This window comes from Neptuniibacter marinus (assembly GCF_965223595.1).
GTDB classification, from domain to species: Bacteria; Pseudomonadota; Gammaproteobacteria; order Pseudomonadales; family Balneatricaceae; genus Neptuniibacter; species Neptuniibacter marinus.
On sequence record NZ_OZ245004.1, the window covers coordinates 3,506,164 to 3,520,585 of the forward strand.

Annotated in this window: 17 protein-coding genes; 3 read left to right on the forward strand and 14 right to left on the reverse strand. The window is 43.2% G+C overall.

Annotated features, from left to right (window positions below):
• The first annotated feature begins 27 nt into the window (after nucleotides 1-27).
• The 3 genes from lptE (at nucleotide 28) to ACOQOE_RS16575 (ending at nucleotide 2,025) form a co-directional block, all read left to right on the forward strand.
• On the forward strand, nucleotides 28-540 hold the full coding sequence (lptE, locus tag ACOQOE_RS16565; RefSeq protein ID WP_067866091.1) for an LPS assembly lipoprotein LptE: 513 nt from the start codon (nucleotides 28-30) through the stop codon (nucleotides 538-540).
• Nucleotides 537-1,571 (forward strand): DNA polymerase III subunit delta, encoded by a 1,035-nt coding sequence (gene holA / locus ACOQOE_RS16570; RefSeq protein ID WP_067866088.1) that lies wholly within the window; start codon nucleotides 537-539, stop codon nucleotides 1,569-1,571. Before lptE ends, holA begins: the two co-directional genes overlap by 4 nt.
• 121 nt (nucleotides 1,572-1,692) lie before the next feature.
• Nucleotides 1,693-2,025 (forward strand): c-type cytochrome, encoded by a 333-nt coding sequence (locus ACOQOE_RS16575; protein WP_420554497.1) that lies wholly within the window; start codon nucleotides 1,693-1,695, stop codon nucleotides 2,023-2,025.
• 8 nt (nucleotides 2,026-2,033) lie between these two features.
• On the opposite strand, the gene ACOQOE_RS16580 is transcribed toward ACOQOE_RS16575, so the two are convergent.
• From ACOQOE_RS16580 to nadD, 14 genes are all read right to left on the reverse strand, one after another.
• Nucleotides 2,034-2,594 (reverse strand): lysophospholipid acyltransferase family protein, encoded by a 561-nt coding sequence (locus tag ACOQOE_RS16580; protein ID WP_067866081.1) that lies wholly within the window; start codon nucleotides 2,592-2,594, stop codon nucleotides 2,034-2,036.
• 151 nt (nucleotides 2,595-2,745) lie between these two features.
• On the reverse strand, nucleotides 2,746-3,180 hold the full coding sequence (locus ACOQOE_RS16585; protein ID WP_420554498.1) for an OsmC family protein: 435 nt from the start codon (nucleotides 3,178-3,180) through the stop codon (nucleotides 2,746-2,748).
• Nucleotides 3,181-3,494: 314 nt separating this feature from the next.
• Nucleotides 3,495-4,475, reverse strand: a complete 981-nt coding sequence (gene lipA / locus ACOQOE_RS16590; RefSeq protein WP_067866075.1) for a lipoyl synthase — start codon at nucleotides 4,473-4,475, stop codon at nucleotides 3,495-3,497.
• Between the two features lie 6 nt (nucleotides 4,476-4,481).
• The gene (lipB, locus tag ACOQOE_RS16595; RefSeq protein WP_067866073.1) at nucleotides 4,482-5,129 is read right to left on the reverse strand and encodes a lipoyl(octanoyl) transferase LipB; all 648 of its coding nucleotides are present in this window, start codon (nucleotides 5,127-5,129) and stop codon (nucleotides 4,482-4,484) included.
• Nucleotides 5,129-5,407 carry a YbeD family protein gene (locus ACOQOE_RS16600; RefSeq protein WP_067866070.1) on the reverse strand — a complete coding sequence of 93 codons (279 nt, stop codon included), beginning with the start codon at nucleotides 5,405-5,407 and terminating at the stop codon, nucleotides 5,129-5,131. The genes lipB and ACOQOE_RS16600 overlap by 1 nt, the downstream gene beginning before the upstream one ends.
• 26 nt (nucleotides 5,408-5,433) lie before the next feature.
• Nucleotides 5,434-6,288: a D-amino acid aminotransferase gene (locus ACOQOE_RS16605; protein ID WP_067866067.1), complete on the reverse strand. Its 855-nt coding sequence runs from the start codon at nucleotides 6,286-6,288 to the stop codon at nucleotides 5,434-5,436.
• A 123-nt stretch (nucleotides 6,289-6,411) separates the two neighbouring features.
• A complete protein-coding gene (locus tag ACOQOE_RS16610; RefSeq protein WP_067866064.1) occupies nucleotides 6,412-7,599 on the reverse strand; it encodes a D-alanyl-D-alanine carboxypeptidase family protein in 1,188 nt (395 codons plus the stop codon).
• 133 nt (nucleotides 7,600-7,732) lie between these two features.
• Nucleotides 7,733-8,563, reverse strand: coding sequence for a septal ring lytic transglycosylase RlpA family protein (locus ACOQOE_RS16615; RefSeq protein ID WP_067866062.1), 831 nt, complete (start codon nucleotides 8,561-8,563; stop codon nucleotides 7,733-7,735).
• 8 nt (nucleotides 8,564-8,571) lie between these two features.
• Nucleotides 8,572-9,783: a lytic murein transglycosylase B gene (gene mltB, locus ACOQOE_RS16620; RefSeq protein ID WP_420554499.1), complete on the reverse strand. Its 1,212-nt coding sequence runs from the start codon at nucleotides 9,781-9,783 to the stop codon at nucleotides 8,572-8,574.
• Between the two features lie 96 nt (nucleotides 9,784-9,879).
• Nucleotides 9,880-11,025, reverse strand: coding sequence for a rod shape-determining protein RodA (gene rodA, locus ACOQOE_RS16625; protein WP_082792392.1), 1,146 nt, complete (start codon nucleotides 11,023-11,025; stop codon nucleotides 9,880-9,882).
• Complete coding sequence (gene mrdA, locus ACOQOE_RS16630) at nucleotides 11,015-12,910, reverse strand: penicillin-binding protein 2 (protein WP_067866055.1); 1,896 nt, start codon at nucleotides 12,908-12,910, stop codon at nucleotides 11,015-11,017. Before mrdA ends, rodA begins: the two co-directional genes overlap by 11 nt.
• Nucleotides 12,911-12,947: 37 nt before the next feature.
• Nucleotides 12,948-13,415: a 23S rRNA (pseudouridine(1915)-N(3))-methyltransferase RlmH gene (gene rlmH / locus ACOQOE_RS16635; protein WP_067866052.1), complete on the reverse strand. Its 468-nt coding sequence runs from the start codon at nucleotides 13,413-13,415 to the stop codon at nucleotides 12,948-12,950.
• 8 nt (nucleotides 13,416-13,423) lie between these two features.
• Nucleotides 13,424-13,756, reverse strand: coding sequence for a ribosome silencing factor (rsfS, locus tag ACOQOE_RS16640; RefSeq protein WP_067866048.1), 333 nt, complete (start codon nucleotides 13,754-13,756; stop codon nucleotides 13,424-13,426).
• A 9-nt stretch (nucleotides 13,757-13,765) separates the two neighbouring features.
• Nucleotides 13,766-14,416: a nicotinate-nucleotide adenylyltransferase gene (gene nadD / locus ACOQOE_RS16645; RefSeq protein WP_420554500.1), complete on the reverse strand. Its 651-nt coding sequence runs from the start codon at nucleotides 14,414-14,416 to the stop codon at nucleotides 13,766-13,768.
• Between the last annotated feature and the right edge of the window lie 6 nt (nucleotides 14,417-14,422).

Genomic DNA, 14,422 nt, shown 5'->3' on the forward strand with positions numbered 1-14,422 from the left:
AGCGAAATCGCTGGTTAAGGAGTAAACATGATTAGACAGTGGAAAACATTAATAGGGCAGTTCGTGTTGATACTAACCCTATTCAGCCTTATATCTGCCTGCGGCTTTCAACTTAGAGGAATACAAGACGTATCCGAAGATAAGAAACTCGTAACACTGATACCAGGTAACACTAATAATCAGTTACTCCGTAGCTTGCGACAAAACATGAAGTTTAATGGCATCAGTGAGATTGATAATGCGAACTATCAGATTCGTCTTTCAAACTTTCGCTATAAACGCCGTGCAGCGACCATAAGCAGCAGTGCTGATGTAGATGAATATGAGATCTCTGCAGAGGTGACTATGCTTATAACCGATAAGCAAGGACAACCTCTTACACAAAGCATCAAAATTCAGCGCGAACGAATCTACACTTATGACACAGACGCTGCGGCAGCAAGTTCAGAGCAAGAGGAGCTTCTACGTGGCGAGTTATACGACTCTATTGCACAAACTATATTACGCCGCTATCTAGCCAGTAATAATAAGTCAGAATGAAGCTACGTCCGGAGCAGCTAGAAGCTCAGCTAAAAAAAGGCCTAGCGCCGGTATATTTTATTACCGGCGATGAGCCGCTTATTTTAGAAGAAAGCTCAGATTTGCTCCGTAGCCGCATACAGCAACAAGGCTTTAATGAACGTGAAGTACTCCATGTAGATGGTAGTTTTAACTGGGAATACCTTCTCGAATGCGCCAACGCTTTATCGCTATTCGCTGAAAAGAAAATTATTGAGCTCCGCTTAGGTAGTCAAAAGCTGAATAAAAAATCCAGTGAGCTACTACAAAGCTATCTTAATAATCCCGCACCAGACAATATCCTTTTAATCACCGCAAATAAGCTCGATGGCAGTGCCAAAAAGAGCGCATGGTTCAAAGCCATTGATAAATGCGGAATTATCATAGAGATCTGGCCTGTAGAAACAGAACAACTACCTAATTGGATTAGGCAACGCGCTGCACAGATCGACCTACAACTGAATGAAGAAGCAATACAACTCTTATGCGATCGTATTGAAGGCAATTTGCTTGCAGCAAAACAAGAGATCAATAAACTAAGCTTACTCTTCCCTAATCAAGTTGTTACCGCTGACGATGTTATCGACTCAGTATCTGATAGTTCACGATATGATATTTATGGTCTGATCGATGCGGCATTAAATGGACAGGCCGCTCGTTGCTGTAAGATACTTCAGGCACTTAAACAGGATGGTACAGAGCCACCGGTTGCTCTATGGGCACTTTCAAAAGAGCTACGGAGCTTATCTGCTATCCAACAAGCTCAACAGAATGGTCAATCGTTCGATGCCGTATGCCAACGGGAAAGAATATGGGGGAAACGTAAACCTCTTGTCCGTAAAACAGCTCAGCGCATTTCAGCTGAACAGATAAACTTAGCTCTACAGCAAGGTGCCGAAGTTGATAAAATAGTTAAAGGGCTTGCATCGGGTGATGCTTGGCTACTTCTCACCTCCATCTCGCTTACGTTAGCAGGGCAACCATTAACCCTTCTCAATGCCCGCACATATTAAAAATCTAGTGTAAAACTAGCCGGATAGCATTCACCGCTTGCAGTTTATATCCTTGATCTATTAGCTCAACCTGACAAAATTAACTATGATAACTATAAAGTCACAAGGCGTATAATTACCTATGCACTTATCTCAACGGGCATCTACACTGATCCTAACGGCCATTTTACTGAGTGGCTGCGATGGGGAAATAACCCCTGAAAACATGCAGTCGGGAGAGGAACTCTATAACTATTACTGCAAAAACTGTCACGAGCTGAAAGGTCCTGGCGCCAATATGGAACGCTATGCTGGGGAAAAAAACTTAAAACCTTATAAAGTCATGTTGATGATCAAGTTCAACAAGGCTTCGTCTAAACACGACATGATCACATTCACCCAGCTATCGGACAATCAAGCTGAGGCTGTATCTGAGTACACGGTAAACCTTATTGAAAGACATCTTAATAGATAATGTCTTTATCACATATAAGGCTGATAGTACTTTTGGATCAATTTTAAATCATCTTCATAATTACCCTGTGTATGAAATACGCCTAAAATCCCTCCGCGTTTATTTTTATAATCTATAAAGCCCAAAACAATAGGCACCCCTGCGCCATCCGCTATATGATAAAAACCTGATTTCCAATGGGTTACTTGAGATCGGGTTCCTTCAGGGGCCATCATAATTTTCAGATCGGGATAAGTTTTAAATTTATCAACGGTCGCATCAACCATATTATTTTTTTTCACACGGTCGACCGGTATTCCTCCCATCCAACGCATCAAAAAACCAAATGGAAATTTAAAAATACTTGATTTACCAACCCAATGCAGCGGCATCCTCAATGCAAAAGCGATCATCAATGAAAACGGCATATCCCAATTAGTCGTATGTGGCGCAGCAATTAATACGCACTGCCTCATATCTTTTGGAAAAGAGCCTTCCACCTTCCAGCCACATACCTTAAGCAAAACTAGAGAAAAAAATCGTAAAAACGAGCTAATAACAGGCGTTGTAAACATTGTGTTACGCCACATCTTAAAGACCCCTATTTATTTAAAATAGATAAATTCACACAATAGGAATAATGGAGGATTTTACTGACATTGTCTGTAAACAGTTAGGTCGATTCGATAAAGAGCTAGATGAAAACACCCAGCTCTCTGGCCTTAGCGATGAAACTTGCACTTAAACAAGACAGTGCACAACATCAGTCGCTAGTTTTATGTTGTCATGTAATGGGCAACGCTCACAAACCTCATTTAAAAACACCAACTTCTCAGCGTCAGTTAGATCAGCATCAATGGTAGCCTCAACGCGAATCTGCTGAAATCCAGTACGATCCTCAGTAGGTTTTCCCAGTAAGCCCATTGAATTAAGGTCAGCTTCAACTTTAATACTCATGGCTCTAAGATCAATCTTCTGCTGACCTGCAGCAATATGCCCAATACTGCCGATACAACCCGCTAATGAGAACAAAAAATACTCTAAAGGTGTTGGCCCTTGATTACCACCACCATTAGCCGTTGGCTGATCAATCACTACATGATGCTCTCGAATATCCGCAGTTATCGCACAACCTGAGCCCATATTAGCCATAACAGTGATTGTTTTTGTACCCATTGAACTGCTCCATAATAATTAAATTAGATAGTACTAATTTAATTATTAATAAAGTAAAAAACAATATAGAAGCGATCAACAACTTAGAATAATACGATTTCATTGATATGAAAGACTAAGCGTTACTTAATCACAGAAGGTTCAAAGAAAAGCTGTTTTGATCAATCTATAAGCCTCTCCGGCTTAGGACGCCTTTATGGAAAGTCTCACATTGGATAGAAAAAAGAGGAAGGAAGCCTCCCACATAAGGCACCTATGTGGGAGACGGTCTTTATGCAGGGCATACCGATAAAGAGAGCCCTATTTACTTGCTTTTAACTAACTTTCTCACCTTTAGCCTGTAAGTCCGCATGATATGAGGAGCGTACTAGCGGGCCACAAGCGGCATGGGTAAAACCGAGTTCTTTTGCAATCCGAGCAAACTCATCAAATTCCGCGGGAGTTACATAACGCTCCAACTTAAGATGATTACCGCTCGGTTGTAGATATTGCCCTATAGTCAGCATGTCTACATCATGGGCACGAAGATCTTTCATTACTTGAATAATCTCTTCATTGGTTTCACCAATACCCACCATTAACCCTGACTTAGTTCGAACGTTTGGATTTTTGGCTTTATATTTTTTCAGCAGACGTAAAGACCACTCATAATCAGATCCTGGGCGTACCGCTTTGTAAAGGCGCGGCACCGTTTCCATATTATGATTAAGAACATCGGGTGGCGTTTCGGTAAGAATATCAATCGCTATATCCATACGGCCACGAAAATCAGGTACTAAGATCTCCATCTCAATACTCGGTACTTGTCCACGGGTCTCACGTACGCAATCTGCAAAATGCTGAGCACCACCATCACGTAGATCATCACGATCCACTGAGGTTACGACTACATAACGAAGCCCCATATCAGCGATAGCATCCGCTAACTCTTTAGGCTCATTTCTATCAAGCTCATTTGGACGGCCATGGGCCACATCGCAAAATGGACAACGACGGGTACAGATATCTCCCATGATCATAAAGGTCGCGGTACCGTGACTAAAGCACTCACCTAGGTTAGGACAACTTGCCTCTTCACAAACTGAAGCCAACTTATGCTTTCTCAGCTTATCTTTAATCCGTTGTACTTCAGCATTTGAACCCATCCTGACACGCAACCATTCTGGCTTACGTAGCATGTCGCTTTTCTCAGTTGGGATCACCTTTACTGGAATACGATCAACTTTATCAGCACCACGTAATTTAACGCCCTGCTCTACTCGTTTTTTCGCCGTAGCTTTATTATGTTCAGACATTTAGACTCAATCCAGAGTGGTTTTTCGGGTCACTTCTGCATACCCGAGTTTACTAATCAAATGGTTAAGTAAATGCTGAGTAGCATCAGCCTGATCAAGGTCTTCTACCAACATACCTAACTGTGTCATCTCCATGCCCGCATAGCCGCATGGGTTTATTCTTAAAAAAGGTTCTAAGTCCATCGCGAGATTTAGTGCTAATCCATGGAAAGAACAGCCCCGTCTAACTCTCAAACCTAAAGAGGCGATCTTATTACCCTCAACATAGACCCCAGGTGCATCAGGTTTTGGGTAAGCATGGATATTAAACTCGTTAAGCGTATCAACAACTGCCTCTTCCATTATAGAAACAAGCTCACGCACACCTAACTTTTTACGCTTAAGATTCAGCATTAGGTAGATTATAGCCTGCCCAGGACCGTGGTACGTCACCTGCCCACCTCGATCCACTTGTACTACAGGAATATCACCTGTGTTTAACAAATGCTCTTTTTTGCCCGCTTGCCCCTGCGTAAACACAGGTTCGTGCTGCAAGGACCAGATCTCATCAACTACATCTTCACCACGTTCGTTAGTGAAGGATTGCATCTGCTGCCAAGTGGGCTCATAAGGCAGTAAACCTAAATCTCGTACAATTAGCTGATCTGAAAGCATCAAATCACCATCTTCACGCGCTCTGAAGCAATTAATGCTTCATGTAGTGCAGCAAGCTGTTCTACACCTTGAGCTGTGATAGTAAACCGTACCGACTGAAAGGTACCATTCCGACTATCCTGAAGCGTAACCGAGGTGAAATCAAAATCAGGCACATGTACCCGAACAATCTCGATCACAACGTCACGAAAGTCATCGTCATTTCTGCCTACCACTTTGATAGGGTAGTTAGGACATGGAAACTCAATTTTAGGTCTTTCTTGCTGCTTATCTGTCATCTATTCATACCACTAATCACTAACTATCACAGTCCCGTCATTAACTTACGTTGGAAATCTGCGAAAAGCTCAAACATTTTGTGCCATACAGGCCCAGACTGCCCCTTTCCGATCTTATGCCCATCGACTTCTATCACTGGCACAATCCCGCGCGTCGAGCTAGAAACCCAAACTTCATCAGCAACCAGTAACTGCTGATAATCAATATCCACTTCTTGAAACTGAATAGCATGCTTGTCTGCCAATTCAAGAATTAGCTCACGCGTAATACCCCCTAAGATCTCAGAACTACGCTTAGGTGTATAAATAACTCCGCGTTTAACCAAAAATAGGTTACAAGCAGAACCTTCTGTCAGTTTATCATTACGTGAGAACAGCGCCTCTTGAGCCCCTTCATCTTTCGCTTGCTGCAACACTAAAATATTAGGCAGTAAGCAGGTCGATTTAATATCACAGCGATGCCAACGTAAATCTTCCGTCACTATAGCTTTTAGCGGGACAACACTATCAACACCCGCTTTCCAGACATCTTTTATAGGTGTGCAGCACGCAAATACTGTTGGCTCTAGTGAATCATCGTAAGCGTGGCTTCGTTTACCTGCACTACCGCGCGTGACTTGCAGATAAACAGATAGATTACCGCCGCCATTACGCGCAACAAGGGACTCTAAAATTTCTTCCCAGTGCTGCTCATTTTTAATGCGCACCGCTCTTAAACTGTGATTTAAACGATCAAGATGCGCTTGCAAACGAAAACCAACCCCTTGATAAAAAGGGATCACCTCATAAACACTATCACCAAACAGAAAACCACGATCGAATACCGAAACCTTGGCTTCCTCTGCCGGCAAAAACTCACCATTGAGATAAACTGTATTCATATAACCTAAACGCAAACACCCGCATCAATATTAAAAACTGAACCAAAGCTACATTCAGCTCTTCAGTATTTAATATAGATGCGGGCATCCATGCAATTATTAAAGGACTAGCGCTAAAAACAGTTACCCAATTAGACTAGTAAAGAATAAAAGTATCGCGTGCCAAATACGTTTTAATAGGCCCGCTTCAGGAATTGCATCCATTGCAACTAAAGGCACTTCCGTTACTAAATCCCCATCTAAGGTTACACGCACTTTACCTAACTCCTGACCTTTCATTATAGGTGCAGTGATAACCCTATCCACATCCATTATCGCTTGCAGCTTATCCGCTTGACCGCGTGGGATAGTTACCGATAGTGAATCAGAAATTCCGATACGTAATTGATCTTGAGTGCCTGACCAAACTTTAGCAGTATTCAAGACAACATTACTTTCATAAAGCTGATGAGTTCTATAATAACGGAAAGCATAAGAAAGCAGCTTCTGGCTCTCACGGGCACGGGCCTCTTCATCACTAGTGCCGAGTACTACCGAAATCAAACGCATGCCATCACGCTTAGCTGAAGCAACTAGACAGTAACCAGCAGCATCTGTATGGCCAGTTTTTAACCCATCGACTGTTTTATCGCGCCATAAAAGCTTATTACGGTTAGGTTGGCGAATTTTGTTATATGTAAAATATTTTTCCGAATAGATCCCATAATGCTCAGGGAAATCTTGGATTATCGCTTTAGCTAATAAGGCCAAATCAAAAGCTGAGGACTCGTGTGTCTCAGCAGGAAGGCCGGTGGCATTCATGAAGTTTGTATTCTTCATACCTAATAGTTTTGCATGCTGATTCATCAAATCAGCAAAAGCGGCTTCACTACCCGCGATATGTTCAGCTACCGCAACCGATGCATCGTTACCCGATTGAATAACGATCCCTTTCATCAGATCACCTAAACGGACTTGCGTACCTTCACGAATAAACATACGCGAGCCTTGGGTACGCCACGCCTTTTCACTGATCAATACTAGATCATCCGTACTTACATTCCCTTTACTCAATTCGTATTCGAGGATGTAAGCGGTCATCATTTTCGTCAAGCTGGCTGGGGCAAATCGCTCATTTTCATTTTTAGCGGCAATTATTTTGCCTGTATCGGCATCGATAACAAGGTACGCAGTCGCTGCGATCTGAGGTTCTGCTGGAATCAAACTTGCGGCAGATGAAAAATTGACAACCGCAATAGTCAAAAATAGCAGACTAAATACTTTTGAAACTTTATTTAAAAACACCTTTTTAAACCAAACCTTATTAAACATGTTCATCCAAAACAATCATTAAAGAAATCTAAGTGAGGCCACTACTGATACTGCAATATAGTAGCGATAACACACTTAATTTTCATAGTTACTTTAAGTCCACTTAACGCCGTAGGTAACTCTACTTAAGCTATTAAGGGAAGTCTACCAAGTGCGGAGTTGCATAGCCCATTTGTTCTACCTTCTGAGTTAAATCTGCCAAAGAGGTCGTACTTTTCAGCGGGCCTATTTGGACTCTATGTAAAACAGTTCCCTGCTGATTAGTCAGTGGACGAATAATCACCGCGAGATCGGTCAAAATAGGTCTTAACTGACTTTCAACATACTCAGCAGATGCGCGGCTTGAATACGCACCTACCTGTAAATATCTCCCCGCCACAGAAACTTGATGATTCACAACCGGCGAAGATATAAGGTTCTCTGAGTTTTGCCAAGCGCGCGGATCAAGGGCTTCAATTTTCACATGAGCGGTGCCTTTACTGAGCATATCCAGCTTGGAAGCAGCCGCATAAGAAAGATCGATCAAACGATTACCATGAAACGGGCCTCGATCATTCACCCTCACAATAACTTGGCGACCATTAGCTAAATTAGTTACCCGTAAGTAAGTTGGTAGAGGCAAACTTTTATGTGCAGCAGACATTTTATACATATCATAAACCTCACCATTAGAGGTTTGATGACCATGAAATTTACGTCCGTACCAAGATGCTGTTCCAGTAGCGGTATAACCATTAGCGTTCGGCATCACATAATATTGCTTACCTAACACAGTATACGGGCTTTTATTTCCGCCTCTGCTTTTAGGCTCTACCTGAGGCACGGCATCCTTCACATGCGAAACATCAACAGGTGCATCTGGCGCTTTATCGTGCTTCATGGAATAGCGGCCACTATTTTCACTCGTAGAGGAACAGCCCGCGAGTAACACAATAAAACTGAAAATAAAGAGCTTGTTATACATAGTCCACTCTACTTTTTATTTTGCGTTACAGTTTTTTCTGAAAGCGACTGCGCATAAGCCATTTTAATCTGCTCACTTAAACGATAAACAGCCATTGCATAAAGCTTGCTGTGATTATAGCGAGTGATCACATAAAAGTTATGTAAACCTAACCAATATTGAGCATCTTCACCTATCTCTAATCTCATTAGAATAGCTTTACCTTCAGGCGACAACGTCAACTCAGGCTCTACCCCTCTTTGCTGCCAATCAGCAATCGTCAACTCAGGGATTAATCCTTTCCGGCCTTTACTAAACCATGCCTCATCCGCCGTTTGGCTAAAAGAAACAGCACTAATGACTGGCTCACCTTTTTTCCAACCATGTTCAGCAAAATAGTTAGCCACACTACCTATAGCATCTGTTTTATTTTTCCAGATATCACGATGGCCATCATTATCAAAATCTATAGCAAAGCTACGGTAACTGGATGGAATAAACTGCCCATACCCCATCGCTCCCGCATAAGAACCTTTATGAGCGGTAACATCAGTTTTTTCTTCACGCACTAAACGCAGATACTCTTTCAACTGCCCCAGAAAAAACGCACTACGTCTTGGATAATCAAAACCAAGGGTCGCCACCGCATCTAACACTCGATAACTACCCATAATTCGGCCGTAACGGGTTTCTACACCAATAATAGAAACAATAACCTCAGCGGGAACTCCATAGGTTTTTTCAGCTAAGGCTAACGCTGCCTGGTTTTCTTGCCAAAACTGAACGCCCTGTTTTATACGTTTTGGTTGTATGAAGATCTTACGGTACTCACCCCAATTTAAGCTTTTTTCTGCCGGACGAGAGATCGCCTTTAAAATGGATTGCTGCCTTTTCGCTTCGCCCAAAACACCTTTTAAATAAGCTTCACTAAAACCTTCTGTTTTCATCTCATCGATAAATGCTTGAGCCTGAGGGTAATCAGCATAAGAACCCGACAACAAAGGCCCAGTAATCTTCTCTACAGACTCTTTAACCGGTTTTTCTGGAGTTGCAACGACTTTCTTATTTGGCGTTACCGGCGTTACGACAACGTCCTTATCTGGAGTTACAGTCTGTTTTTCAACCTCACTTTTCGGCGAACTTTCATCTTGAGTAGCAGCAGATTGCTCCACTGACGTTGCACAACCACTAAGAGACAGACTGGCCGCCAAAACAACCGTAAATAACAAAGACTGATTCACTCTAAACTCCCAATAAAAAATCCATAAATAGACCACAACCCAACTACTTGATCTAACACAGGTTTATATAACCTAAACTACACCGCTTGCTAATCCTTACTTTAAAAGCATGGTCCTATAGCTATAAACCGACATGATCATTCCAAATCCAGCCATAAGCGTAACAATAGATGTTCCTCCATAGCTAACCATAGGAAGTGGTACGCCCACAACCGGCAACAAACCGCTCACCATACCTATATTTACAAAAACATATACAAAGAACGTTAAGGTTAAACTGCCAGCTAACAAACGTCCGAAACTATCCGGCGCCCTAGCGGCTATCACTAACCCTCTAGCAATGATCAACACATACAAAGTTAACAGTATGAGTACACCAATGAAGCCAAGTTCCTCAGCGACCACCGCAATAATAAAATCCGTATGGGATTCAGGTAAAAAATCTAACTGGGATTGGGTGCCACTCAGCCAACCTTTACCATCTATTCCCCCTGAACCTATAGCCGTTTTTGATTGAATAATATTCCAACCTGAACCGAGTGGGTCGCTCTCCGGATCAAGAAAGGTAAGAACACGTTGCCTCTGATAATCTTTCATCACAGCCCACAACCCAGGCAATGCCGCTGATCCAATACCTACAGCTATAAAAATATATCGCCACAAAATACCCGATAGTAAAAGCACAAACACCCCTGATGCCGCAATCAGTAGTGATGTCCCTAAGTCAGGCTGTTTCATAATAAACACAGTCGGTACAGCAATCAGCGCTAAACAAATAAATATATGCCTAAAGCTAGGCGGAAGTGAGCGATGGGCCAAGTAATAGGCCACAGTTAAAGGCAAAATCAATTTCATAATTTCAGCAGGCTGAAACCTGAACCCAGGTAAAGCGATCCAGCGTTGGGCACCTTTAGCGCCAACCCCAAACAACATTACGCACACCAGTAATAGTACGCCTATGACATAGAGCCAAAGAGCCCAGCGACCAAAAAAACGTGGCGTTAACTGGGCTAAAAAAACCATCACAACAAAACCCGCACCCATACGTATCGCTTGGCGCGTGACATACCCTATATCTTGGCCTGAAGCGCTATATAGAATAAATAAGCCAAATCCACACAACAAAAATAGCAGTAACAACAGCCAACCATCTAAGCGCGTGTAACTCCAAAGACTGGGCCTTTGGCGCAAATGATCATGCGCTTCAGGCATATAGCGCTCAAATTCACGATTATTTATCATCCTCAGCCTCCGCAAACGGATCTATACCAAGGAGATATGCATCAAGTACCTTACGTGCTATAGGTGCTGCAGTACTGGAACCTCCCCCGCCATTTTCGACAATCACAGCAATCGCGATTTTTGGATCATCAACTGGTGCAAAAGCAGTAAACAAAGCATGATCGCGATGAATTTCTGCTAATTTATCAGCATCATAGACTGCGTCTTGTTTAATGCCGACCACTTGTGCCGTACCCGTTTTACCTGCGATTTCATAGCTAGAATTAGCCCCAGAACGACGTGCAGTACCATTTTTAGCGTGCATTACATCACGCATACCTTTGATAATATCATTCCAATGTTGCTCATCATTTAATACAACATCAGCGGGTGTTGGTTTGCCATCAGAGAAATCAGCAGACTCTAACACCTCCGCTCCTGCATCATTGATCTTTTTCGTTCCCTTAAGCAAACGAGGCGCAACCCACTCACCTCGATTGGCAATCACAGCCATCGATGTAGCCAACTGCAAAGGTGTCGCAACAAAGAACCCCTGTCCAATACTCATATTAAGGGAATCACCTGTGTACCATGGCGTTTTACGTGCTCTTTTTTTCCACTCTTTTGAGGGTAAAATCGCCCCTAGCGCTTCAGGTAAATCCAAACTTGTCACCTGACCAAAACCAAACATACCCAAATATTTTGACATGGGGTCGACCCCCATTTTATGAGATACATCGTAAAACCAAGTATCACAAGACTGGGCAATCGCCTCATACATATTTACACGACCATGGCCCACTTTTTTCCAATCTCGATATTTACGACCGCCGTGGGTTAACGAATACCAACCCGGATCAAAAATAGTGTAATTAGGTGTTACAACACCACTATCAATGGCAGACAAAGCAATCATCGGCTTAATTGTAGAACCGGGAGGGTAACGTCCACGAATAGCGCGATTAAACAGAGGCAGGTCAGGGGATTCCCTCAGTGCTTTATAGTCTTTCGACGAGATCCCCGTAACAAACATATTAGGGTCATAAGCGGGCGTAGAGACTAAGGCTAATATACCGCCGGTTTTCGGATCGATCGCAACAATAGATGCACGCCGTCCTTCTATCAGTTTTTCTGTGATTTGTTGTAGGCGCAAATCCAAGTGCAAAACGATATCACTGCCTGGGCGGGGATCACGCCGCTCTAATACTCGCATAACGCGGCCACGGGCATTAGTTTCTACCTTTTGAAAGCCCACTTCACCGTGAAGTTTGTCTTCATAAAACTTCTCAATACCCAGTTTACCTATGTAATGGGTTGCAGCGTAATTAGTAGAATCAACACGACCGAGTTCTTTCTCATTGATTCGCCCCACATAGCCCATCGCATGAACCAGCGACTTCCCGTAAGGATAATAACGTATTAATTCAGCCTCGACCCTCACACCCGGCAAACGATGATAGTTTACCGAGATTTTGGCAATTTCATCTTCCGTGAGACGGAAACGTACAGGTATTGACTCAAAGGGGCGGCGCCGTTGATACAAGCGTTTTTTAAAGCTTTCAACTTCACGATCTGTAATAGGAATCAGGGAACGTAAGGCCACCAGCGTGGCATCAAGGTCGTTCACCTCTTCTTTTAGGATCGTTACGCTGTAACTAGGCCTATTATCTGCGAGCAGTACACCATTACGGTCGTAAATAAGCCCTCGTGTCGGCGGCACGGGCTGCAATTGAACACGATTAGCTTCCGACATGGCGGCGTAGCGATCATGCTCTACAACCTGAAGGTAATAGAGTCGGCCAACAAGTATACACAGCATCACTACCACGACAAAAAAGGCCAAGACGGCACGCACTTTAAATGTACGACTCTCTTTTGAATGATCTTTTAAGCGTTCTGCTCCCATATACGTCAGCGCTTCTTCTCTATAAGTAAATTAACCATTATTTATGGTAGGGGTGTCCTTGAATGACAGTCCAAGCACGATAAAGTTGCTCAGCCAACATCACACGAACCAACGGATGGGGTAGAGTTAATGCAGAAAGGGACCACTTTTGATCCGCCATAGCAGAACAACGGCTATCTAAACCATCGGGGCCACCAATCAACAAGCTAATATTACGCCCGTCCATACGCCAATCTTCCACTTGAGTGGCGAGCTGCTCCGTTGACCAGTTTTTGCCAAGCACTTCTAACGCAATAACTCGATCCCCTTTAGGGATAGCAGCAAGCATTTGGTCACCCTCCTGCTTTTTTGCTTTAGCTATATCGCTACTTTTACCGCGATGACCTAAAGGCAATTCAATCATCTCTAATTGAAAGTCATTCGGTAGACGCTTTTCATACTCACGATAGCCTTCATTAACCCACGAAGGCATCTTCCCACCAATAGCTATGATCCGAATTTTCATAAAAAGTTTTATGCGTCTTTATCAACGCCCCAGAGGCGTTCTAAATCATAAAACTCACGCGCATCCGGCATCATGATATGTACAACCACGTCGCCTAAGTCGACCAGTATCCAATCACTAACACCTTGCCCTTCTGAACCTAAAGGTAGAAGACCTGCAGCTTTAATTTGGATACCTACCTCTTCGGCAATAGCTCCCACATGGCGCTTCGACGTACCACTGGCTATAACCATATAATCAGTTACGGTTGAGCGGCCTCGCACATCAAGATCCACGATCTCTTTTGCTTTCATATCTTCAAGGGCGTTATGAACAATCTCAATTACTTTTTCAGTTTGCATTATTTCGCTTCAATTAGTTAAACCGTAAAGACGGTTGTCTTGGATATATTGCCAAACTTGATCTGGAAACAGATAACGCGGGGAGTGCCCTTGCGCTATAGTTTGGCGAATCTGAGTCGCTGAAACCCCTATAGGTGTCAGCTCATGAAAAAGCACACAACCAGCAGGGGTCGATAACACTTGCTGTAAACTTGTCGTTTGGTGTTTTTCTGTAAATTTATTCAGCACCTCACATTGAGGCAAGCTATAGCCGGGCCGTTTTACCACCAGCAAATGTGCAAAATCCGTAAAACGCTGCCATTCATGCCAATGAGGCAATGTCTGATAAGCATCCATACCCATAATCATACAGATAGAAGCACTCTCGCCTAGCTCACGACGCAAAGATTCCAATGTGTGCAATGAGTAAGATGGCTGAGTAGATAGTACTTCTCGTTTATCCGCTGCTAAAGCAGGCTCATCAGCGACTGCTAACTCAACCATTTCCAGCCGCTGCTCTGCGGTTCTACCTGGCGTTTTACGATGAACAGGATCTCTAGAAGGAATTAAACATACCTTCTCTACTCCCATCCATTGTTGAAGTTCTAGAGCCGTTCTTAAGTGGCCGTTATGGATAGGATCAAAAGTCCCACCCATAAACACGTAAGCCTTAACGCTCATATGATC